Consider the following 20155-nt stretch of genomic DNA (forward strand, 5'->3'; position numbering starts at 1 on the left):
AAGGACAGGTAAGTTCGGTCCGTGACCGACGAGACCGACCCTGACCGGCGCGTGGCCGACCTCGGCTTCGCCCGGGTCGACCTCGACCGCGCGGCACGGACCGGCGACCCCGAGGTGGTGTACGCCGCCGGCAAGACGCCCGAGCAGGTCGTCGCGATCCTCGCCCGGCTCCACGCGCAGCACCCCGAGCGCGCCGTCCTCGCCACCCGACTGACGCCGGAGGCCGAGGCGCTCGTCGCGGCCGAGCTCCCCGGCGTCACGGTCCACGCCGAGGCCCGCGCCGTCACCCTCGGTCCGCTGCCCGCACCGCGGGGCAGGGTCGCCGTCGTGGCGGCCGGCACGTCCGACGGCGCGGTCGCCGCCGAGGCCGCGCTGTCGGTCCGGGTCCACGGCGCGGCCGTCGACCGGATCACCGACGTCGGCGTCGCGGGCGTCCACCGCCTGCTCGCGGTCCGTGACCGGCTCACGGATGCAGACTGCGTCGTCGTGGTCGCCGGCATGGAGGGCGCCCTGCCGTCCGTGGTCGGCGGGCTCGTCGGCGTACCCCTCATCGCCGTGCCGACCTCCGTCGGCTACGGCGCCTCGTTCGGCGGACTGGCCGCGCTGCTCGGCATGCTCAACTCCTGCGCCCCGGGGGTCACCGTCGTCAACATCGACAACGGCTACGGCGCCGGCGTCGCCGCCGCCCGGATCGCGCGGCGCGCACGCCCGCGGGACGACGCATGACGACGCTGTGGATCGACGCGTCCAGCGGCGCGTCCGGCGACATGCTGCTCGGCGCCCTGCTCGACGCCGGCGTCCCGCTCGCGGTCCTCAGCGACGCCGTCGACGCGATCGCCCCGGAGCCGGTCACGCTCGCGCCCGAGCGGGTGACCCGGCACGGCTTCGCCGCCACGCTCTGCCAGGTCCACGTCGCCGACTCGGTCCACCACCGCACCTGGGCCGAGATCCGCTCGCTGCTCGCGAGCGCGCCCCTCGCGGCCCGCGTCCGCGACCTCGCGACCGCCGTGTTCACGCGCCTGGCGGAGGCCGAGGCCGCGGTCCACGGCACGACGCCCGACGACGTCCACTTCCACGAGGTCGGCGCTCTGGACGCGATCGCCGACGTCGTCGGGGTCTGCGCCGGCGTCGTCCACCTCCACGCCGACCTCCCCGGCAGCACGGTCGTCGTCTCCCCTGTCGCGGTCGGCTCGGGCACGGTCCACGGCGCCCACGGCGCGATGCCGGTCCCACCCCCGGCGGTCGCGCGGCTGCTGCAGGGCTTTCCGTCGTACGCCGGACCGCCGGGCGCCCCGGAGATGGAGCTGTGCACGCCGACGGGTGCCGCCCTCCTGACGACGCTCGCGACCGCCTCCGGGCCCCAGCCATCGATGGTGACCACCGCGGTCGGCGTCGGTGCCGGCGGCCGCGACCCCGCGGGCCATGCCAACGTCCTGCGGCTGCTCGTCGGCCACGCCGCCTCGACGGCCGCGCCCGGACACGACCTGACCGGTGTCGCAACCACCGAGGAGGTCGTGATCGAGGCCAACGTCGACGACCTCGACCCGCGCCTGTGGCCGGGGGTGATCGAGGCGCTGCTCGCGGCCGGTGCCCGCGACGCCTGGCTGAGTCCCATCACGATGAAGAAGGGCCGTCCCGCCCACACCCTGCACGCCCTCGTGCCGCCCCAGGCCGTGGCCGAGGTGCGGCGGACGATCTTCGCGGAGACCTCGACGATCGGCGTACGGGAGCACGCCGTGGTCAAGCGTGCGCTCCCCCGCGAGGTCGTCCCGGTCGAGGTCGACGGAGAGAGGGTCGCGGTGAAGGTGGCCCGCCTCGACGGCAAGATCGTGAATCTTCAACCGGAGTGGGACGATGTGGCCCGCGCCGCCACCGCACTGGGGCGGCCGGCCCACGACGTACTCGCCGCGGCTCGGGCCGCCGCGCACGCCCTCCGACCCTAGGACCAGCTCCTCCATGGACATCGGCATCATCGCCCTTGCCTTCGCCGCGATCTTCGTCGTCGAGCTGCCGGACAAGACGTTCCTAGCGACGCTCGTGCTCGCCACGAAATACCGTCCGCTCTTCGTCTGGATCGGCGTCGGCCTGGCGTTCGCGATCCAGACCCTGCTCGCGGTCGTCGTCGGCGGGGTCGCGACGCTGCTGCCGAAGGACGTCATCCATATCGCCGCGGCCCTGCTCTTCCTCGGTGGGGCGGTGCTCCTGTTCAAGGAGGGGCGCAGCCATCAGGAGGCCGACGACGAGGAGGAGTTCGCGGAGAAGGCGAAGCCGGCGCACGGCTTGAAGCAGGTCTTCGCGTCGTTCATGGTGCTCTTCGCCGCCGAATGGGGCGACCTCTCGCAGCTGCTGACGATCTCGCTGGTCGCGCGCTACAAGGAGGCCGTCTCGGTCTTCCTGGGTGCTCTCGGCGCCCTCCTGGTCGTCAGCGGGCTCGCCGTCATCCTCGGCAGGCAGCTGCTCCGCTTCGTGAAGCTGCACGTCCTCCACTTCGTCGGCGCGCTGGTCTGCCTCGTCCTCGGGATCCTCACGCTCGTGGAGGTGTTCGCCTGACTCGCCCCACCACCCCGCCCCGCTAGTCTCCGGTGGCATGACGTCCCTGGGAGCGGACAGCGAGGTCGGCCGGCTGCGTACGGTGCTGCTGCACCGGCCCGGCCGTGAGCTGACGCGCCTGACGCCGCGCAACAACGACAAGCTGCTCTTCGACGGCATCCCCTGGGTGCGGCGGGCGCAGGAGGAGCACGACGCGTTCGCCCAGGCGCTGCGCGACCGCGGCGCCGAGGTGCTCTACCTGACCGAGCTGCTCACCGAGGCGCTCGCCGACCCGGCCGCGCGGGAGCGGGCGGTCACGACGGTGCTCGGCGGGCTCGACCTGGGCGACACGATGCGCGGCTATCTCGAGGGGTTCCTCCGCGAGGCCGCGCCCGAGGATCTCACCGACCACCTCACCGCCGGCATCCGCAACGACGAGGTGCGCGGTGGCTTCGGCCTCGTCACCTCGCTCCTCGCCCACGACGACTTCCTCATCGACCCGCTGCCCAACCTGCTCTTCACCCGCGACTCCTCGGTGTGGATCCGCGACCGCGCGGCCATCACCTCGCTCGCCATGCCCGCCCGCAAGCGCGAGACCGAGCTGACCGAGCTGATCTATGCCTGCCACCCGCGCTTCGCCACCAGCCCGCGGATCCTCGGCTCCCACCTCGAGCACGTCGAGGGCGGCGACGTCCTCCTCCTCGCGCCCGGGGTCATCGCCGTCGGCGTCGGCGAGCGCACGACCCCCGCCGGCGCCGAGCGCCTCGCCCGTCAGGTCCTCGCGCCCTCCCCCGACTCCGGGCAGGCGCTCGCCCACACCGTGCTCGCCGTCCCCATCGCGCAGGAGCGGGCGACCATGCACCTCGACACGGTCTGCACCCTCGTCGACACCGACAAGCTCGTGGTCTACCCCAACGTCATCGACTCCCTGCAGGCGTACGCCGTCACCGACTCCGGCGCGCGCGACGACGCCGGCCGCGCCGTGCTCTCCGTCGCCGAGCCCCGGCCCTTCCTGGCCGCCGCGGCGGAGGCGATGGGCATCGACCGCCTCCAGCACGTCGACACCGGGCTCGACCCGGTGACCGCCGAGCGGGAGCAGTGGGACGACGGCAACAACACGCTCGCCGTCGCCCCCGGCGTGGTCGTCGGCTACGAGCGCAACCTGCAGACCAACGCCGCCCTCGAGGCCGCCGGCATCGAGGTCATCGCGATCGCCGGCTCCGAGCTGGGCTCGGGGCGGGGTGGGCCGCGCTGTATGAGCTGCCCCGTGGCGCGGGAACCGCTTCGCGTATCCCCGAGCCCCGCGGATCGTTCTAGCGAGTAACAGCCGTCACAGCGAAGGGACCCTCGTGACCGAATCGTTCTTCTCGATGTTCACCCCGCGGGAGATCGCCGCGATCAGCGCGTCGGGGACCCGGGTCAACCTCCCCGAGGGCTGGTCGCCGATCTGGGAGGACACGCCCGCCGACAAGGCCTACATCATCCTGAACGGCACCGTCTCGGTCCGCAGGGACGGCCAGGAGATCGCGCAGCTCGGCGCAGGTGACATCGTCGGCGAGGCCGCGATCCTCAACCGCTCGCTGCGGACCGCCTCCATCGTCGCCCTCACGCCGCTGGAGCTGATCCACCTCAGCGCGGAGGCGCTGCAGCGGCTCTCGGTGGAGATGCCGTCCTTCCACGCCGCCCTCGACCAGGTCGCCCAGGAGCGCTTCGGGAGCGGGTCCTGACCGAGCCCGACTCCGCGGGGCCGCCCGAGACGCCCGAGCAGGCCGAGCATCCCGGCGTCGAGCTCGCCGAGGCGCTGCAGGTCGTCGAGGGCTTCCTCCTGGGAGAGGCCCCGAGCCTGGCTCGCGAGGAGGTCGCGGCCGAAGCCGGCGTACCCCTCGAGGTGGCGATGGAGCTGTGGCGCCTGCTCGGGTTCCCGCACGCCGAGGAGGGGCAGCCGGCGTTCACCTCGGCCGACGTCGACGCGCTGCGCCACACGGCCGGCCTCATGCAGCTCGGCATCCTGAGCCCCGACCGCCAGGCCGCACTCGTCCGGACGTGGGGCCGGTCGTTCGCGCGGCTCGCCGACTGGCAGACCTCGCTGCTCGCCGACGTCACCCGAGAGCGTGGCGGGGACGACGTCGACGACCTGTTGACGGTCGCCGTGGAGGTGCTCCCCCTGGTCGAGGAGCTGCAGACCTATGTCTGGCGACGTCATCTCGCCAGCGCCGCGAGCCGGATCCTGACCGTCGCCGGCGCGAGCGCCGTCCCGATGGCGGTCGGCTTCGTCGACATCGTCGGCTACACCGCCCGCAGCAAGACGCTGACGGAGGCGGAGCTCGTCGACCTCGTCGAGGAGTTCGAGGACGCCTGCGCCGACGTCGTCATCGAGCACCACGGCCGGGTCATCAAGAACCTCGGCGACGCGGTGCTCTTCACCTGCGACCGCATCGAGGACGCCGCCCGCGTCGCCCTGGAGCTGCTCGAGCTCGCCGAGGACCCCGACGAGCCGTTTCCCGACGTCCGGGCCGGGGTCGCGTACGGCGACGTGGTCGAGCGCCTCGGCGACGTCTTCGGACCGACGGTCAACATCGCCTCCCGGCTGACCTCGATCGCCCGGCCCTCGACCGTGCTCGTCGACGAGGGCGCCGCGGCCGAGCTCGAGGACGTCACCGGCCTCGAGCTGCACAGGATGCGGCGTACGTCGGTCAAGGGCTATGCCCGGCTGCAGCCCTACCGGCTGCGACGCAGCGACTGAGTAGCCGGCCCCCGACCGTGGCCACCCGACGTCGGCCGGGTCATCCGACGACCGGGCTGCGCCGCTCCAGCAGTCGTACGTCACGCCACTGCCCCGCGAGCGGACCATGGGTCATCCGACGACCGGGCTGCGCCGCTCCAGCAGTCGTACGTCACGCCACTGCCCTGCGAGCGGGCCATGGGTCATCCGACCGACCCGCTCACGCGTGCCGATCACCCGGAAGCCGACGCTGCGGTGCAGCGCCAGGGAGGCGACGTTCTCGGGGAAGATGCCGGACTGGATCGTCCAGATGCCGGCCGCCTCGGTGGATGTGACGAGCGCGTCGAGCAGCGCTCGGCCGACGCCATGGCCGCGGGCAGAGGCGGCGACATAGACGGAATGCTCCACCACGCCGGCGTAGACCGCCCGGGTCGACGTCGGCGAGACCGCCGCCCAGCCGACGACCGCCCCGTCCCTCAGCGCGACCCAGCGGTGCGCGGACGAGCGGCTCGCGTCGAACGCCGCCCAGGACGGCACCTCCGCCTCGAAGGTCGCGTGGCCCGTGGCGATGCCCTCGGCGTAGACCGCCGCGACGCCCGGCCAGTGGCCGGCCTCCATCCCGACGATCTCCACCGAGGCCCTCCAGGTCACTCGAGTCAGCGGATGGTGACCTGACGGTTCGCGAGGCCGGCGCGCGCGGAGCGCACCTCGGCCGTGAGGTCGGAGGTGTCGGCGAGCGCCTCGTCGAGGGCCGCCTTGAAGGCGACTGCCGGCTCCTCGAGCGCCTCGGCGCCGGTGCCGACCGGGAGGTCCCAGACCGGGGCGAGCAGACCGTGGGCACGGAACATGCCGACGAACCGCGCACCCGGCACGATCACGTCGGCGCCCGAGACGTGCAGCCGGGCGAGTGCGGTCAGCAGGTCCTCCTCCGCCTCGGGCATGACCCAGCGCAGGTGCTCCTTCGTGCCGGTGTCGGTCCAGTAGGCCGCCTCGACCGAGCTGAGTCGCGCGGTCGGCATCGCCGCCTCGTTGGCGTGCTCGAGCGCGTGCTCCATCCCGGACTTGTCCTCGACGTCGCCGATCCACCAGTCGAAGCCCTCGTGGACGGTGATGGTGAGTGCGTCGTCGGTGACGAGGTCCTGCAGGCGCGGACCATCCCCGGGAGCGGCGGTGAGGCCGACGATGCCGGACTCGCCGGCCTTGACCTTCGCGAGCGCGTCGAGCAGCACGGCGGCCACCTCACGCGAGACGTCGCCGTAGTTGTGTTGCACCTGCAGCCCCGCCCACACCTGGCCGGAGTCGCGCGCCATCGCCGGCGCCGCGAGCGGCAGCAGCGAGCCGAGGAGCACCGGGACGTCGTCGTACCCCTTGATCGTGAGCGGCACCGTGGCCGACGGGACCAGCTCGCGGAGCGCGACGAGGTCGCACTCGCCCGGCAACCCCTCGAACGGACGGGCCACGAAGACGGCGCCGCCGCCGGGTGCCCCGTGGCAGGCCTTGTATCGCTTGCCGGAGCCGCACGGGCAGGCCGCGCGAGGGCTGATCCCACCCTCGGCGACGGCTGAGGACTGGGCGGACTGACGGGACTTCACACGGGACTTCTTGGCCACGACGCAGCAGCCTATGCCAGAGCGGGTCAGCGCCCGTCGGGCATGCCCCGCGGCTTCTTCGGCGAGGAGGCCGGGAGACCCCGCTGGGCGAGCAGGTCGAAGACGTACGCGGGCCGGTCGGTGATCACCGCACCGACCCCGAGCTCGAGGCAGAGGTCGAGGTCCTCGGCCGTGTTGACCACCCAGACATGGACGTCCCGCCCCGACTCGCGGATGCGTCGCAGCAGCCGGGGATGCTCACGCAGCATCTCCACGCCCGGGCCCAGGATCCAGTCCTCGCCCATCGCCCGGCTCAGCATCGGCCAGTTGCGCGCCCGCTCGATGAGCTGCACGAGCTGGACGTCGGGGGCGAGCCGCTCCATCCGCTGCAGCGCGGTGAACGAGAAGCTCATCACCCGCACCGGGGCGCCCTTGGTGTGCCAGCCGAACTGGCGCAGCATCTCGGCGAGACGCTTCTCGACGAGGCCGCCGTAGCGCGTCGGGTGCTTGGTCTCGATCGCGACCTCCACCCGCCGGTCGTAGTCGCGCACGGTCTCGAGCAGCGTCCGCAGCGTCAGCACCCGGTCGAGACGCGGGTCGCGGTCGTCCCTGTCGGGGGCCTCCTCCTCGCCGTCCCACCAGCCCTTCTTCCACGACGCCATGTCGATCTCGGCGAGGTCGGCGAGCTCCATCGCGGAGACCAGACCCTGCGCACCCATCCGGCGTAGGTCGCGATCGTGGACGCAGACGAGGTGGCCGTCGGCGGTCAGGCGTACGTCGCACTCGAGTCCCTCCGCGCCGGCGTCGAGCGCCGCGACGTACGCCCCCAGGGTGTGCTCGGCGTTGTCGTGACTGGCGCCGCGATGCGCGACGACCTCGGGCCTCATGAGCATCAAGTCTGCGCCATGCACCCGCGATCCGCGCGACGGGCTCACCGTTCGGCGCGGGCGCTGCTGGGACACCCACCATGCGCTCCGGCGCACGCTGAGTGTCACCTGGGGTCAGAAGACGGTGACGAGGCCCAGGTAGACCCAGAAGAGGACCGCCCCGATCACGGCGCCCAGCGCCAGCCACGTGCGCAGCCGCCAGGGCCGGCTCCGGCCGCCGACGACCACGCCGACCAGGCCGACGACGGCGGCCAGGACGCCCAGAGGAAGCAGGTAGTAGTGCAGCAGCAGCACGACCACCGCCACCGGGAACGCCGGCATCCACACGACCTGCTGCTGCTCGTCCTCCACGAGCCGCATTCTTCCAGTCACACTCGGGCGCACACAGTTCGGCACCTCACCGCCTGGGGTCCTCCCGGCCGGCTCAGCGGCCGCCGGCGACCCGCAGCGTCGTGCCGGTGATGTACGACGCCGCCGGGCTCATCAGCCAGGCGACCGCCTCCGCGACCTCGCGGGGCGTGCCGGCCCGGCCGAGCGGCACGCCCGGCGCCATCCGCTCGATCCGACCGGGGTCGCCGGTGGTGGCGTGCAGGTCGGTCTCGGTGAGTCCCGGCGCGACGCCGACGACGCGGATCCCGTCCCGGGCGACCTCGAGGCCGAGCCCGTGGGTCAGCGCGTCGAGCCCCGCCTTCGCAGCGGCGTAGTGGACGTATTCCCCCGGTGAGCCCAGCGTTGCGGCCCCGGAGGAGATGTTGACGAGGACGCCGCCGCGGCCGCCGTACGACGTGCTCATCGCGCGGACCGCGGCCCGCGCGACCAGGACCGCGGCGGTGAGGTTGACGTCGATGGTGCGCCGGATGACGTCGACCGGCGTCTCCGCGAGCGGAGCGAAGAGGTAGGTGGCGCCGGCGTTGTTGACGACGCCGGTCAGCGGGCCGACCGCGGCCGCCGCGGCGAAGAGCTCCTCGACGGCGGCGCCGGTGTCGAGCTCGGAGCCCAGGTCGACGCGGACGGCCGTACACGCGACGCCGAGCGACCGCACATTCTCGGCGGTCTCCTGCGCGGCCCGCTCGTCGGAGCGGTAGGCGAGGACCAGGTCGTGCCCCTCCTCGGCGAGACGTCGTGAGATCGCGGCGCCGATGCCGCGGGTGCCGCCGGTGACGAGGGTCAGGCTCATGGGCGTCACAGTAGAGTGCCCGACATGCGGCACGACGAGGGCTGGGCCCGTGGTCGGTTCGCCGAGGCGCGGGTGGCGCGGCTCGCGACGGTCTCCGCCGCGGGCGTGCCGCGGCTGGTGCCGATCGTCTTCGCCCTCGTGGACGACCAGCTGGTCAGCGCGGTGGACCACAAGCCCAAGTCGACGACCCGGCTGCGGCGGCTCGACGACATCGCCGCCCACCCTCAGGTGACGCTCCTCGTCGACGCGTACGACGACGACTGGACGCAGCTGTGGTGGGCCCGCGCGGACGGTCGGGCGCGCGTGCTCGAGTCCTTCGACCTCACCCCGCTCCTCGCCAAATACCCGCAGTACGCCGGCCATGCGCCGACCGGGCCGGTCGTCCTCGTCGACGTCGAGCGCTGGTCGGGCTGGTCCGCGTTCTGATCCCCCGTGACCGTCGCGCCCCGGCCTTGCGTGCGCCTGTGACCCGTGCCACGCTGGCTTACAGACCGATCGGTCAGTAATTCGCCGCTGGAGGTGCCCATGTCGGACGTCGCCGACCGGACGTTCGAGGAGACGATCGCGCGCCACGACCGGATCGAGCCGCGCGACGCGATGCCGGACGACTACCGCCACACGCTCATCCGTCAGATCGCCCAGCACGCGCACTCCGAGATCATCGGCATGCAGCCGGAGGGCAACTGGATCACCCGCGCGCCCAGCCTGCGGCGCAAGGCGATCCTGCTCGCGAAGGTCCAGGACGAGGCCGGCCACGGGCTCTACCTCTACTCCGCCGCCGAGACGCTCGGCGTCTCCCGCGAGGAGCTCACCCGCAACCTACTGACCGGTGCGCAGAAGTACTCCTCGATCTTCAACTACCCCACCCTCTCCTACGCCGACGTCGGCACCATCGGCTGGCTCGTCGACGGCGCCGCGATCTGCAACCAGGTGCCGCTGTGCCGCACCTCCTATGGCCCCTACGGGCGGGCGATGATCCGGATCTGCAAGGAGGAGTCCTTCCACCAGCGGCAGGGCTATGAGCTGCTCGCCACGATGATGCGCGGCACCGACGAGCAGCGCGCGATGGTGCAGGAGTCGGTCGACCGGTTCTGGTGGCCCAGCCTGATGATGTTCGGCCCGCCCGACGGCGACAGCCCGCACACCGCACAGTCGATGGCGTGGGGCATCAAGCGCCACACCAACGACGAGCTGCGGCGGTGGTTCGTGGACATGACCGTCCCGCAGGCCGAGGCCCTCGGCGTCACGCTCCCCGATCCCGCCCTCGCCTGGAACGCCGAGCGGGCGTCGTACGACTTCGGCGAGCCGGACTGGGACGAGTTCTGGGCCGTCGTCAAGGGCGACGGCCCGTGCAACGCCCAGCGCCTCGCCCACCGGCAGCAGGCGTACGACGACGGCGCCTGGGTCCGGGAGGCGGCCCTCGCCTTCGCCGAGAAGGCCGGAGACGAGGGGTGATGGGCGTGAAGGCGGAGTGGCCGCTCTACGAGGTCTTCGTGCGGAGCAAGCGGGGGCTCAACCACGTCCACGTCGGATCGCTGCACGCGCCCGACGACGCGATGGCGCTGCGGCACGCACGCGACGTCTACACCCGGCGCAACGAGGGCGTCTCGATCTGGGTGGTGCGCTCCGACGCGATCACCGCGTCCAGCCCGGACGAGAAGGACCCGCTCTTCGCGCCGAGCGGCGACAAGGTCTATCGCCACCCGACGTTCTATGACATTCCCGACGACGTCCCCCACCTGTGATCGGCGATGAGCATCCACACCCACCACGAGGGCGAGCACGAGTCGGCGTACGACGTCGGGCTGCTCGGCAACGACGCGCACTGGGCGTTCGGCACGTCCTTCGAGGACCCGCTGGCCGGGGTCGACACCACGGTCCCGGACGGGGTCGACCCCGGCACGCTGGCGGCGTACTCGCTCATGCTCGGCGACGACGCCCTCGTCCTCTCCCACCGGCTCAGCGAGTGGTGCAGCCGCGCGCCCGACCTGGAGGAGGACATCGCGCTCGCCAACATCGCGCTCGACCTGCTGGGGCAGGCGCGGCTCCTGCTCGCTCGGGCGGCGGCCGCAGATCCGACGCTCGTGCCGGCGCTGCCCACCGGCTCACCGGTGCCGGCGGAGGACGCGCTGGCGTTCTTCCGCGGCGACCGGGAGCTCCGCAACGTCCGGATGGCCGAGCTGCCGAACGGTGACTTCGCCGAGACCGTCACCCGGGTGCTGCTGCTCTCGGTCCAGCGGCTGGCGGTGCTCCAACGACTGTCCCGGAGCCGCGACGCCGTCCTCGCCGCGGTCGCCGCGAAAGGGGTCAAGGAGGTGACCTACCACCGCGACTTCGCCGGCCGGTGGTTCCTCACCTTGGCCCAGGGCACCGAGGAGTCCCACCGACGGCTGGTCGCCGCACTGGCCGGGCTGATGCCCTGGTGGGACGAGCTCTTCACCACGCATCCGGTCGAGGCCGAGGCCGCGGCCGCAGGGGTGGGGGTCGACCCGGCGACGGTCCGCGCCGAGGCCGACCTGGTGCTCGACCACCTGCTCGCCACGAGCGGTGTCGAGCGCCCGCAGGTGCGGCCGCGGGCCGGCGTACGCGTCGACGGGCAGCCCCGCACCGGGCGCGACGGCGTCCACACCGAGGCGCTCTCCCGGATGCTCGCCGAGATGCAGTCGGTCGCGCGGGCGCACCCGCTGGGGAGGTGGTGATGGTGACCGGACCGCGAGCAAGCGAGATAGTCCGGGACGTTCCTGCCGATTACTCGCCGGTAGAGCGACCGAAAGGTCCCGGACTATCCGCGAGCCGCGCGTGGGAGGCCGCGGCGGCGGTCGTCGACCCGGAGCTGCCGATGTTGACGCTCGCCGACCTCGGGGTGCTGCGCCGGGTCGAGGCGCGGCCCGACGGGTCGGTGGAGGTGGCGATCACGCCGACCTACTCCGGCTGTCCCGCCCTGGCCACGATGTGCGACGACCTGGTGCGGCGGCTGGGCGAGGAGGGGTTCGGTGACGTACGCCTGCGGGTCGAGCTCGACCCGCCCTGGTCGAGCGACGACATCACCGCGCAGGGCCGCGCCGCCTTGCGCGAGGCCGGGATCTCCGCGCCCGGGCCCGCGCCGCGCGAGTCGACAGGTCCGGTGCCGCTGACGCTCGCGCCCGTACGCCGGCGACTGCGGTGCCCGCGGTGCGGCTCGACCGACGTGGCGCTGACCTCGGAGTTCGGCTCGACGGCGTGCGAGGCGCTCTACCGCTGTCGCGCGTGCCTGGAGCCGTTCGACCACGTGAAGGAGCACTGATGCCCCCAGCAGCGACCGCCGCGGCCGCACCCGCCCGGGCCGGCACCGCTTTCCATCCGCTCACGGTCGCGGCCGTCGAGCCACTCACCGACGACGCGGTCGCGGTCACGTTCGACGTCCCCGAGGAGCTGCGAGCGACGTTCGCGTTCGACGCCGGTCAGTCGCTGACGCTGCGGCGGATGGTGGACGGGGTCGAGCAGCGTCGTACCTACTCGATCTGTGCCGCCGTCGGGAGCCGGCCGCGCATCGGCGTACGCGAGGTGCCCGACGGGCTCTTCTCCCGCTGGCTCGTGCACGAGATGCGGCCCGGGGACGTGGTGGAGGTGCAGCCGCCGAGCGGGTCGTTCCGCGCCGACGCCACGCTCCTGCACGCCCGCGCGCGCCACCTCTGCATCGCCGCCGGCTCGGGGATCACCCCGATGCTCTCGATCGCGGCGTCGGCGCTGGCGGCCGGCGGCGAGGTGACACTGCTCTACGGCAACCGCACGACCGCGTCGGTGATGTTCGCCGAGGAGCTCGCCGACCTCAAGAACGCCCACCCGGCCCGGTTCGACCTCGTCCACGTGCTGTCCCGGGAGCCGCGCGACGTCGAGCTCTTCTCCGGGCGGCTCGACCCGGAGCAGCTGCGGCTCCTGCTCGGCCTGCTGGTGCCGCTCGAGGACGTCGACCAGGTCTGGCTCTGCGGGCCGTTCGCGATGACCACCGCCGCGCGCGACCTGCTCCTCGAGCTCGGCGTCCCGGCGCCGCGGATCCACCGTGAGCTCTTCTTCGTCGACGAGCCGCCCCCCGAGCTCCACCACCGCGCCGCGGCGATCACGGGCGTCAGGAGCGAGGTCGAGGTCGTGCTCGACGGGCGCCGGACCACCCACGTCATACCCCGCGACCGGCCGCTGCTCGATGCCGTCCAGGAACACCGCGGCGACCTGCCGTTCGCGTGCAAGGGCGGCGTCTGCGGGACCTGCCGGGCACGGCTCGTCAGGGGTGAGGTCGACCTGGTCCGCAACTACGCGCTCGAGCCCGCCGAGGTGGAGGCCGGATTCGTGCTCACCTGCCAGAGCTATCCGCGGAGCGAAGCCCTGACGGTGGACTTCGATGCCTGAGCCGTGGGAGCGGATGTGGGCCGAGGACACCGCCAGCAAGGCGCTCGGCATGACCGCCGTCGCCGTCGGCGAGGGCCGCGCCGAGGTGACGATGATCGTCCGTGAGGACATGGTCAACGGCCACGGCCTCTGCCACGGCGGGCTGATCGCCACCCTCGCCGACAGCACGTTCGCGCTCGCCTGCAACAGCCACGGGCCGGTGACCGTCGCCGCCGGGTTCGACGTCGATTTCCTCGAGCCCGCCCGTCTCGGCGACACCCTCGTCGCCATTGCGGTCGAGCGCACCCGGCGCGGGCGGTCGGGGATCTACGACGTCACGGTCCGCCGCGACCAGACCGCCATCGCCGAGTTCCGCGGCCGCAGCCGAACGCTGGGTTGAGCCCCGAGCTCCGGCTCAACGCCGAGCGAGGCCGTCGAACGCCATGGCGGTGATGGCGCTCGCGAGCTCGCCGGCGTCGTACCGGCCCTGCGGGCGCACCCATTCGGCGAGGGAGTTGACGGTGCCGAAGAGGAGCCGGCTGATCAGGTCGGGCGGCAGGTCGTCGCGGAGCGCGCCCTCGGCGACGGCCGCCGCGACCAGCTCCGCGAGCTCGTCGTCGATGCGGCGCCGCCGGCGCAGCGCCTCGAGCTCGGCGTCGCTGTTGCCCCGCACCCGGAGCAGGAGCGTGACCGCCGGGAGATGGTCGACGAGGACACGGACGCTGCCCTCGACGGCGCTCCGCAGCCGCTCGTACGCCGTCCGGCCGGTGTCCCTCCGCGCCTCGTCGAGCACGGCGCTGAGGTGGCCGAGCGCCTCGTCGAGCGCCTCCTGGAGCAGATGGGCCTTGCTGGGGACGTGGTGGTAGATCGCCGACTTGGTCAGCCCGAGCTCGGCGGCGAGGTCCCCCATGCTGGTGGCGTCGTACCCCTGCCGGTTGAACAGCTCGATCGCCGCCCGCAGGACGGCGGTCTGGTCGTGCCCCGGCCGGCCGCGGCGTGGGGCTGGTCGTGCACCGGTCATGGTGACATCCTGACCGACAGGTCAGGAATCATCGGCAAGGAGGCCCTGTGGAACCTGTGCTCATCGACCGTCGGGACGCGCTCGTCACCGTCAGTCTCAACCGTCCCGAGGCGCGCAACGCGCTCGACTCCGCGGTGAAGCCGGCGCTCCGCGACGCGCTCACCGCGGCCGCGGAGGACGACAGCGTGCGGGCGGTGGTCCTGACCGGGACCGGCGGTCACTTCTGCGCCGGCCAGGACCTCAAGGAGCATGCGCGCTCCCTCGAGGAGCACGGTGTGCATGCGCTCGACACCGTCGCCGACGACTACGTGCCGGTGGTGACGGCGCTCGCGACGATGCCGAAGCCGGTGGTCGCCGCCGTCGAGGGCAACTGCGTCGGCGCCGGCCTCGCGCTCGCCCTGGCGTGCGACCTGCGGGTGGTCTCGTCGCGGGCGACGCTCGCCACCGCGTTCACGGCCATCGGGCTCACCACCGACTCCGGCCTCGCCCACACCCTCCCCCGCGCCGTCGGCGACGCCCGGGCGCGCGAGCTCGTCCTGCTCGCCGAGCCGTTCACCGCCGAGCAGGCGCTGGCCTGGGGGCTGGCCACCCGCCTCGCCGAACCCGGCGAGGCGCTCACCGACGCCACCGCGCTCGCGAGCCGCCTCGCGGCCGGGCCGACGGCGGCGTACGCCGAGTCGAAGGCGCTCCTGGCCGCGAGCTGGTCCCGCGGGCTCGCCGAGACGATGGCCGCCGAGGGCGACGCCCAGATCCGGCTCGGTGCGACCGAGGACCACGTCGGCGCGGTGAAGGCGTTCCTCGCGAAGGAGAAGCCGGTCTTCACCGGCCGGTGACGCGATGACCGACGCCCCCGACCTTGAGCCGATCGAGCGCGCCTCGATCGACGAGCTGCGTGCACTCCAGCTCGACCGGCTGCGCCGCTCGGTCCGGCTCGCCTACGACCACGTGCCCCACTACCGCCAGGCGTACGACGCCGCCGGACTGCACCCTGACGACCTGCGCGACCTCGCCGACCTGGCGCGGTTCCCGTTCACGACGAAGGCGGACCTGCGGGACAACTACCCGTTCACGATGTTCGCGGTGCCGCGGGAACAGGTGGTGCGGATCCACGCCTCGTCGGGGACGACCGGTCGGCCGACCGTCGTCGGCTACACCCGCGGCGACCTGGACGTGTGGGCAACGGTGGTGGCACGGAGCATCCGCGCGGCGGGCGGCAGGCCGGGCGACATCGCCCACATCGCCTACGGCTACGGGCTCTTCACCGGCGGACTCGGCGCCCACGGCGGTGCGGAGAAGCTGGGCTGCACGGTCGTGCCGGTCTCCGGCGGGATGACCGAGCGGCAGGTCCAGCTGATCCGGGACTTCCGGCCGGACCTGATCATGGTCACGCCGTCGTACATGCTCAACATCGCCGACGAGATGGAGCGTCAGGGACTCGACCCGCGGGCCTCGTCGCTGCGGGTCGGACTCTTCGGCGCCGAGCCGTGGACCAACGAGCTGCGCGCCACGCTCGAGGAGCGGCTGGGGCTCGACGCGGTCGACATCTACGGCCTCTCGGAGATCATCGGGCCGGGCGTGGCGCAGGAGTGCGTCGAGACCAAGGACGGCCTGCACGTGTGGGAGGACCACTTCTATCCCGAGGTCATCGACCCGCTGACCGGCGAGGTGCTGCCCGAGGGCGACGAGGGCGAGCTCGTGCTCACCTCGCTGACCAAGGAGGCGATGCCGGTGATCCGCTACCGCACCCGCGACCTCACCCGGCTGCTCCCCGGGACGGCACGGCCGTCGATGCGGCGGATCGAGAAGATCACCGGCCGCACCGACGACCTGATGATCGTCCGCGGCGTCAACGTCTATCCCACCCAGATCGAGGAGATCGTCCTGCGGACCCCGGAGCTCACGCCGCACTTCCAGTGCCACCTCGAGCGCGCGGGCAACCTCGACACCCTCCTCGTCCGGATCGAGCGGCGTGCCGACGTCACACCGCACGCCGCCACGGCCGCGGGAGAGCGAGTCGGCCAGCTCGTCAAGCGGCTCGTCGGCGTCACCATCGGCGTCGAGGTCGTCGACCCCGAGAGCATCGAACGCTCGGTCGGCAAGATGCGGCGCATCGTCGACCACCGACGCGGCTGACCGCGGTCCGCCGTCCGGACGTCCTCAGTCGCGCTCCAGCACCTCGCTCACCCGCCGCCGCAGCACCGGCAGCAGCTCGCTGGCGAACCACGGGTTGCGCGTCTGCCAGCGGAAGTTGAGCGGCGAAGGATGCACCAGGGGTACGACGCCGGGCAGATGACTCCGGAAGGCGCGGACGTTCTCCGTCAGGCTGCCCGTGCGGCCGAGGTAGTACCGCTGCGCGTGGGCACCGACGACCAGGGTGAGTCGGATGCCGGGCATCTCGGCGAGCAGCGGCGGATGCCAGCGCTCGGCGAAGCCCTTCCGCGGCGGGAGGTCGCCGTGCGCGGCCTTGCCGGGGTAGTAGAAGTCCATGGGCAGGATCGCGAACAGGTCCGGTCGCCGGAACGTCGCCTCGTCCACGTCGAGCCAGGTGAGCAGCGTGCGACCGCTGACGTCGTTCCACGCCAGCTGCGACTCCTGCGCCTTGCGACCCGGCGCCTGGCCGATGACGACGATGCGCGCGGCCGGGTGGGCGACGTACAACGGCTCATAGCCCATCTCCGTGGCCCAGGCGTTCTCCGGGTCGGCGACGATCGCCGCGCGGATCTGCGCCAACCGGCCCTCCCGGGCCCCCTCCTGTCCCCCGTCCATGGGGCCGAGGCTAGGACATCGCGACCGACCCACCGGCCGCCGGGAAGAAGGAGCAGATGGTGCACGCGATGGTCGCGTCGATGCCATGCGGAGTCGGCGGTGGAGCGACGTACGACGCCTTGATCGCCGCCACCGCTCAGCATCACGAGCACCGGCTGCTGACCGCCGACCGGCGAGCCCGCGCGACCTACGACGCCCTGGGCGTCGACTATGAGGTCGTCGACCTCGAGGTCGCGACGGCCTGAGGCCGCAGCGGCTGCCAGGGAGTCAACCGCTCGCGCGAGCACCCCGCCGTCACGGCCGCGCGCTCGAGGGCGCGACTTGCTCTGCGGCGTACGACGTCGTGGCGGATCAGGCCAGATCGCGCACCCGCACCATCAGGTCCAGGCTCGGGAACGTGTCGTTCCGGATCTTGTCGAGGAGTACGGCGGCGTACGCCGGTATCTCCTCCGGCCGGAGCAGCGCCTCGACGAAGTCCATCATCGTCGACGACGGATACGGGTCCTGCTGGACTTTCTCGAGCAACATCGAGACGAGCGCGCGGTGCGGGTCGAACCCCTGGTCCGACGACTGGTTCTCGGTCACGATCCCTCCCTGGGGTGAGCGACGAATGCCGACGCGGTACCCCTACCGGCATGCCAACGTGCCTCCCGACGTCTCAGCCGGAGAGGTCGATGAGCGCCAGGCCGGTCTCGGGGTCGACCTTCTTGGCGAGCTGGGCGGGCGTCTCGTTGACCACGACCTCAAGCGTCGGCCACACGGTCAAGCTCTGCAGGTGGCCGCCGATCGTCGAGCTGTCCTTGCGACCCAGCGTGATGTGGGCATGGACAGCGGGCTCGCCGTCCTTGAGTGCGATGTCACCGACCAGCGAGAGCACCTCGAGCTGCTCGGTGAACTCGGTGCTGCGGTAGTCGCAGATGCTCAGGTCGAAATAGCCCAGAGTCACCGCCCGTGCCGCGCCCACGGCGGTCAGTCCGGCGGCAGTGACCCGGTGTTCCCCGGCGAAGGCGGTCAGCTGCCCGAACGCCTCGTCGTCCTTGTCCATCACCACCACGAAGGTTCGTAGACCGTCGTTCTCATAGACCTGCTTCGCCCTCATCCCGATGCGGTGCCCGATGGAGGTGGCGACAAACCGCGCAGGTCGCCGGCAGCCGGATCAGCCCTCCGGTCGCCCGCGCAGGCGCTTGATCTCGCCGTGCCTCTTCTTCTGATGGATGCGACGCTGTCGCGACCCCTTCGACGGCTTGGTCGGGATCCGTGGAGCGGCCGGCGGTCTCATCGCCTCTTGAAGCACAGCGACGAGGCGGTCCTCGGCTGCGCGACGGTTGCGCAGTTGGGAGCGGTGCTCCGACGCGTCGATCACGACCCGGTCGCCGAGACGGGCGAGCAGCCGCTGCTTCAGCGCGTCGGGGAACGCGTCGGAGCCGGCGAGGTCGAACGAGAGCTGCACCCGGGTGTCGGCGGTGTTGACGTGCTGGCCGCCCGGACCTGAGGAGCGGGAGAAGCGCCAGGTCAGGTCGGCGTCCGGGATGACGTGGCCGCGGACGGTGATCACCTCAGCCTCCCGTTCCGTCGGCGGACACGGCTCAGCCCTGCTGCCGCAGGTAGCGCCCGAAGTGCGGGACGGTGAAGGCGATGAGGCCGCGCTCGCTCGAATAGATCAGGCCCTTCTTGAGCAGCGCGTCGCGCGCCGGCGAGAGTGACTGCGGCTTCTTGCCGAGCATGACGGCGACGTCGGCGGTCGCGACCGAGCCGATGTCGTCGATGCGACCCTGACCGGTCTCGGTCATCTGGACGGCGACATCGGCCATCGCCTTGAGGTAGTCCCGCTCGGCGGGGGTGGCCCGCTCATAGCGGGAGCCGAAGAACCCGACCGCCAGCTCCCGCTCGGCCTCCGGAGCGGCGACCTCGACGTCGGCGGCCGTGATCGGCGTACGCGGGGCGAGGTCCCACACGACCTTGCCGTACGCCTGGATGAAGTAGGGGTAGCCTCCGGTCGCGGCGTACATCTCCTTCAGCGCCGTCTCGTCGAACTCCGCGTCCTCCTCGGCGGCCGGTGCCTGGAGCGCGCGGTCGGCGGCCTCGCGGGTGAGCCGGTCGATGCGCTGGTAGGAGAAGAGCCGCTCGGAGTAGGACTTGCTCGCCGAGAGCACCGCCGGGAGATGGGGCAGGCCCGCGCCGACGACGATCACCGGCAGGCCCGACTGGCTGATCTCGTGGCAGGCGGCGCACAGCGCCGAGACGTCGTCCGGGCCGAGGTCCTGCATCTCGTCGATGAAGATGCCGACGCCCTTGCCGACATCCGCGGCGAGGCCACCGACGTCGGTGAGCAGCTCGACGAGATCGATCTCGACATCGCCGGAGTCCGCCCGGCCGCGTACGGCGGGCACCTCGATGCCCGGCGACCACTGCTCACGCAGCTTGGCGTTGGGCCCGGCCTCGCGCTGCGCGAAGCTGCGGATCACGCCGAGGACATGGTCGACCGGGTCCTCCTCGGGGTGGCCGAGCTCGCGCACCGCCTGGTGGAGCGCGCTCGAGAGCGGCCGGCGCAGCGACTGGTCGGGGCGCGCCTCGAACTTGCCGGTCCCCCACCCCTTGCGCACCGCCGCGCTGCGCAGCGCGTTGAGCAGCACCGTCTTGCCGACGCCGCGCAGTCCGGTGAGGACCAGGCTGCGCTCCGGCCGCCCCTTCGCGACCCGCTCGAGCACGACATCGAAGGCGCGCAACTGCTCGTCGCGGCCGGCCAGCTCGGGTGGGCGCTGCCCGGCTCCCGGGGCGTACGGGTTGCGGATCGGGTCCATGATCGGACCGTATCGAGGTCTCTAGCCGATCCCTTAGATTTCGCTAGCGAGTCGCATCCAGGGTCAGGCGGTGGCCAGGCCGGGGTCGGTGCCGCGCGCGAGGCCGGCGGCGAGGGTCTCGATGAGGCCGACGACGTCCTCGGGCGGCAGCCGGACGGTCGCCGTACACACGTTGTCCCGCCACACGCTGAGGACGACGACGCCGGCCTCGGAGTGCCAGCTCACCCGGAGCGCGCGGCCGTCGCCGCGGGCGTCGAGGAAGACCGAGCCCACGGCCGGCGTCGGCCGCAGCGAGCACATG

General features: G+C 72.6%; 28 protein-coding genes. 16 read left to right on the plus strand and 12 right to left on the minus strand.

From position 1 onward, the window contains the following. Positions 1–21: 21 nt before the first annotated feature. The 6 genes from larB to AB3X52_RS09450 all read left to right on the plus strand — a co-directional run bounded on the left by larB (position 22) and on the right by AB3X52_RS09450 (position 5272). Positions 22–726 carry a nickel pincer cofactor biosynthesis protein LarB gene (gene larB, locus AB3X52_RS09425; RefSeq protein WP_367993603.1) on the plus strand — a complete coding sequence of 235 codons (705 nt, stop codon included), beginning with the start codon at positions 22–24 and terminating at the stop codon, positions 724–726. Then, positions 723–1943 (plus strand): nickel pincer cofactor biosynthesis protein LarC, encoded by a 1221-nt coding sequence (gene larC, locus AB3X52_RS09430; protein ID WP_367993606.1) that lies wholly within the window; start codon positions 723–725, stop codon positions 1941–1943. Before larB ends, larC begins: the two co-directional genes overlap by 4 nt. Before the next feature lie 13 nt (positions 1944–1956). Then, the gene (locus AB3X52_RS09435; RefSeq protein ID WP_367993607.1) at positions 1957–2550 is read left to right on the plus strand and encodes a TMEM165/GDT1 family protein; all 594 of its coding nucleotides are present in this window, start codon (positions 1957–1959) and stop codon (positions 2548–2550) included. Between the two features lie 37 nt (positions 2551–2587). Beyond that, a complete protein-coding gene (locus AB3X52_RS09440; protein WP_367993609.1) occupies positions 2588–3853 on the plus strand; it encodes an arginine deiminase in 1266 nt (421 codons plus the stop codon). 25 nt (positions 3854–3878) lie between these two features. Further along, the gene (locus AB3X52_RS09445; RefSeq protein ID WP_367993610.1) at positions 3879–4256 is read left to right on the plus strand and encodes a cyclic nucleotide-binding domain-containing protein; all 378 of its coding nucleotides are present in this window, start codon (positions 3879–3881) and stop codon (positions 4254–4256) included. A 167-nt stretch (positions 4257–4423) separates the two neighbouring features. Continuing rightward, a complete protein-coding gene (locus tag AB3X52_RS09450) occupies positions 4424–5272 on the plus strand; it encodes an adenylate/guanylate cyclase domain-containing protein (protein WP_367993612.1) in 849 nt (282 codons plus the stop codon). Positions 5273–5383: 111 nt separating this feature from the next. Here AB3X52_RS09450 and AB3X52_RS09455 read toward each other — a convergent pair whose 3' ends face one another. The 5 genes from AB3X52_RS09455 to AB3X52_RS09475 form a co-directional block, all read right to left on the minus strand. After that, entirely contained in the window at positions 5384–5902 is a 519-nt protein-coding gene (locus AB3X52_RS09455) for a GNAT family N-acetyltransferase (protein WP_367993613.1), read from the minus strand. Between the two features lie 5 nt (positions 5903–5907). Then, complete coding sequence (locus AB3X52_RS09460) at positions 5908–6861, minus strand: DUF5926 family protein (RefSeq protein WP_367993615.1); 954 nt, start codon at positions 6859–6861, stop codon at positions 5908–5910. Positions 6862–6887: 26 nt separating this feature from the next. Further along, positions 6888–7727: a glycerophosphodiester phosphodiesterase gene (locus AB3X52_RS09465; protein ID WP_367993616.1), complete on the minus strand. Its 840-nt coding sequence runs from the start codon at positions 7725–7727 to the stop codon at positions 6888–6890. A gap of 114 nt (positions 7728–7841) precedes the next feature. Further along, positions 7842–8078 (minus strand): hypothetical protein, encoded by a 237-nt coding sequence (locus tag AB3X52_RS09470; protein WP_367993618.1) that lies wholly within the window; start codon positions 8076–8078, stop codon positions 7842–7844. 73 nt (positions 8079–8151) lie between these two features. Beyond that, positions 8152–8904: an SDR family NAD(P)-dependent oxidoreductase gene (locus AB3X52_RS09475; protein WP_367993619.1), complete on the minus strand. Its 753-nt coding sequence runs from the start codon at positions 8902–8904 to the stop codon at positions 8152–8154. A 24-nt stretch (positions 8905–8928) separates the two neighbouring features. Here AB3X52_RS09475 and AB3X52_RS09480 point away from each other — a divergent pair, with 24 nt between their 5' ends. The 7 genes from AB3X52_RS09480 (at position 8929) to paaI (ending at position 13666) form a co-directional block, all read left to right on the plus strand. Continuing rightward, positions 8929–9330, plus strand: coding sequence for a TIGR03668 family PPOX class F420-dependent oxidoreductase (locus AB3X52_RS09480; protein ID WP_367993621.1), 402 nt, complete (start codon positions 8929–8931; stop codon positions 9328–9330). 99 nt (positions 9331–9429) lie between these two features. Then, positions 9430–10359, plus strand: a complete 930-nt coding sequence (gene paaA, locus AB3X52_RS09485; RefSeq protein ID WP_367993623.1) for a 1,2-phenylacetyl-CoA epoxidase subunit PaaA — start codon at positions 9430–9432, stop codon at positions 10357–10359. Between the two features lie 5 nt (positions 10360–10364). Then, positions 10365–10649, plus strand: a complete 285-nt coding sequence (paaB, locus tag AB3X52_RS09490) for a 1,2-phenylacetyl-CoA epoxidase subunit PaaB (RefSeq protein WP_437440543.1) — start codon at positions 10365–10367, stop codon at positions 10647–10649. Positions 10650–10655: 6 nt separating this feature from the next. Then, positions 10656–11603, plus strand: a complete 948-nt coding sequence (gene paaC / locus AB3X52_RS09495) for a 1,2-phenylacetyl-CoA epoxidase subunit PaaC (protein ID WP_367993626.1) — start codon at positions 10656–10658, stop codon at positions 11601–11603. A 26-nt stretch (positions 11604–11629) separates the two neighbouring features. Then, positions 11630–12187 carry a 1,2-phenylacetyl-CoA epoxidase subunit PaaD gene (gene paaD / locus AB3X52_RS09500; RefSeq protein ID WP_367993690.1) on the plus strand — a complete coding sequence of 186 codons (558 nt, stop codon included), beginning with the start codon at positions 11630–11632 and terminating at the stop codon, positions 12185–12187. Continuing rightward, positions 12187–13287, plus strand: coding sequence for a 1,2-phenylacetyl-CoA epoxidase subunit PaaE (gene paaE / locus AB3X52_RS09505; protein WP_367993628.1), 1101 nt, complete (start codon positions 12187–12189; stop codon positions 13285–13287). Before paaD ends, paaE begins: the two co-directional genes overlap by 1 nt. Then, a complete protein-coding gene (gene paaI / locus AB3X52_RS09510; RefSeq protein ID WP_367993630.1) occupies positions 13280–13666 on the plus strand; it encodes a hydroxyphenylacetyl-CoA thioesterase PaaI in 387 nt (128 codons plus the stop codon). The genes paaE and paaI overlap by 8 nt, the downstream gene beginning before the upstream one ends. Positions 13667–13681: 15 nt before the next feature. Here paaI and AB3X52_RS09515 read toward each other — a convergent pair whose 3' ends face one another. After that, a complete protein-coding gene (locus tag AB3X52_RS09515) occupies positions 13682–14287 on the minus strand; it encodes a TetR/AcrR family transcriptional regulator (protein WP_367993632.1) in 606 nt (201 codons plus the stop codon). 47 nt (positions 14288–14334) lie between these two features. Here AB3X52_RS09515 and AB3X52_RS09520 point away from each other — a divergent pair, with 47 nt between their 5' ends. Together AB3X52_RS09520 and paaK are read left to right on the plus strand one after the other, a co-directional pair. Continuing rightward, positions 14335–15120, plus strand: coding sequence for an enoyl-CoA hydratase/isomerase family protein (locus tag AB3X52_RS09520; protein WP_367993634.1), 786 nt, complete (start codon positions 14335–14337; stop codon positions 15118–15120). 4 nt (positions 15121–15124) lie between these two features. Continuing rightward, positions 15125–16420, plus strand: a complete 1296-nt coding sequence (paaK, locus tag AB3X52_RS09525) for a phenylacetate--CoA ligase PaaK (RefSeq protein ID WP_367993636.1) — start codon at positions 15125–15127, stop codon at positions 16418–16420. 24 nt (positions 16421–16444) lie between these two features. Here paaK and AB3X52_RS09530 read toward each other — a convergent pair whose 3' ends face one another. After that, entirely contained in the window at positions 16445–17053 is a 609-nt protein-coding gene (locus AB3X52_RS09530) for a uracil-DNA glycosylase family protein (protein WP_367993638.1), read from the minus strand. Positions 17054–17109: 56 nt separating this feature from the next. Between AB3X52_RS09530 and AB3X52_RS09535 the strand changes: the two genes are divergently transcribed. Further along, entirely contained in the window at positions 17110–17298 is a 189-nt protein-coding gene (locus tag AB3X52_RS09535; protein WP_367993640.1) for a PIN domain-containing protein, read from the plus strand. Between the two features lie 106 nt (positions 17299–17404). Here the strand turns inward: AB3X52_RS09535 and AB3X52_RS09540 are convergent, their stop codons facing one another. The 5 genes from AB3X52_RS09540 to AB3X52_RS09560 form a co-directional block, all read right to left on the minus strand. Next, the gene (locus AB3X52_RS09540; RefSeq protein WP_367993642.1) at positions 17405–17638 is read right to left on the minus strand and encodes a hypothetical protein; all 234 of its coding nucleotides are present in this window, start codon (positions 17636–17638) and stop codon (positions 17405–17407) included. 73 nt (positions 17639–17711) lie between these two features. After that, positions 17712–18152: a PPC domain-containing DNA-binding protein gene (locus AB3X52_RS09545; protein ID WP_367993644.1), complete on the minus strand. Its 441-nt coding sequence runs from the start codon at positions 18150–18152 to the stop codon at positions 17712–17714. Between the two features lie 57 nt (positions 18153–18209). Next, on the minus strand, positions 18210–18608 hold the full coding sequence (gene arfB, locus AB3X52_RS09550; RefSeq protein WP_367993646.1) for an alternative ribosome rescue aminoacyl-tRNA hydrolase ArfB: 399 nt from the start codon (positions 18606–18608) through the stop codon (positions 18210–18212). Between the two features lie 31 nt (positions 18609–18639). Further along, positions 18640–19854, minus strand: a complete 1215-nt coding sequence (locus AB3X52_RS09555; protein ID WP_367993648.1) for a DUF8462 domain-containing protein — start codon at positions 19852–19854, stop codon at positions 18640–18642. Positions 19855–19917: 63 nt separating this feature from the next. Beyond that, positions 19918–20154, minus strand: coding sequence for a hypothetical protein (locus AB3X52_RS09560; RefSeq protein WP_367993650.1), 237 nt, complete (start codon positions 20152–20154; stop codon positions 19918–19920). Position 20155: the final 1 nt, after the last annotated feature.

Origin of the sequence: Nocardioides eburneus (assembly GCF_040838215.1) — a bacterium.
Taxonomy (GTDB): Bacteria; Actinomycetota; Actinomycetes; order Propionibacteriales; family Nocardioidaceae; genus Nocardioides; species Nocardioides eburneus.